2 protein-coding genes are annotated in these 1,316 nt (G+C 41.9%); both read right to left on the bottom strand.

Going from position 1 to position 1,316, the window contains the following annotated elements:
• Positions 1-922 (bottom strand): hypothetical protein (locus tag B4967_RS04700; protein ID WP_083023916.1); only part of this gene is annotated, 922 nt, incomplete at its 3' end.
• A 118-nt stretch (positions 923-1,040) separates the two neighbouring features.
• Positions 1,041-1,316 (bottom strand): hypothetical protein (locus tag B4967_RS18210; RefSeq protein WP_207953577.1); only part of this gene is annotated, 276 nt, incomplete at its 5' end.

Raw genomic sequence — 1,316 nt, 5'->3', positions numbered from 1 at the left:
GCGCCGGCTTCACGGATTCAGGTTTATGGCTCTCTTGCAGATAAAATAAGAATATTCGTGCATCTGCCTCTGAAAAGTCATTCATATTAGAGTTAACCAGGTAAGCTTTCACTCGTTTAATTCCGTGAAAGTACTCATCAAGTTCGTACTGAATATGGTCAGGTAACTCATTTCTCTCTTGCAATGCACTTCGGAAGTTATTGTATGTCTCTTCGATTGACTCAAGCATACTAAGACCAAATGAAACATTTGAATTGGATGGTGAGTATATTGCCTGCCCAACCTTTTCAAACATATACCCCATTGTTGAGTGAAGAATATCTGCTAGAGGTTTTCCCATAAATTTAGCCCTATGTTGCTCGTCAATTTCTCGAAGCTTATAACTGATTAATGCGTAAGCATTATTAATACCGATTAGCTGTGTTTCTACTATTTTTTTGAAATCAACGTCGATGAACTCACTTTCCCCCTCGTCGTAGAAACGAGCTAGAGTAAAGCCACCTTTACTCATTGAAATCCGAGAAATGTGATTAAAGTAAGTAGTTTTCTTAACTCTATTCTTTGTTGGGTGACCTATTGAGGCATTTCTAACTGCTCTGATGCTTTTCAGTTCATCAGACAACTCATATGGCACTTCGAATGCTTCAGACAAATGGTTCATCGCATCCTGTTGAATAAATAAAGCCTGCAAAAGTCCATAGGTGTAGATATAAGACAATCCTGCTTCAATAGGAAAGTCAGATTTGAAATAACTTTTTAGCGCTAATCCTGTATCGCCTAGAGTGTCCAAAGAACTACAAATTTGACTCCAGTTATCTAACTCTGAGATCAAAACCTTTTGATATCTGTGAGTATTTATGTGTTCTCGCACTTCACTTTCGATATCAAAGAACTTGACTAAGCTCCCTTCAATATTGCTCATCTATCGCAAGTCCTCACAATAGGTATAACGACGAAGCACAGCGGCGACCTTGGAGTGGCGACGAAGGAGCCACGTAAAGGGCGTCCGGCGGCCATCGGCCGCGAACTGCTGCGCCTTGTTAAATACCGTGTTCAAGCTGATAACCCAAGCTTGCAGTAAACATATCTACCTGCGCATCTTTGAGAACATACTGAGGGATATATTGCATTCCGTCAGGGAGATCTTCTACCGGACTCAACAATGCGCCCCGACCAGGCCCGAAACGGTCAAGAATATAGTCTTTGAGGATGCTACGACCGCTTATGGGGTATGCAGTTCTGAAAATGGATAAATCACCAAGGTAACCGTTGACCTCAATCCAACAGTGAACCGCCCCGGTTATTCCGAAGACCGG

Source organism: Vreelandella lionensis, assembly GCF_002087295.1.
GTDB classification, from domain to species: Bacteria; Pseudomonadota; Gammaproteobacteria; order Pseudomonadales; family Halomonadaceae; genus Vreelandella; species Vreelandella lionensis.
The sequence above is the reverse complement of the archived record's forward strand: the minus strand, read 5'-3'. Positions and strand labels throughout refer to the sequence as shown.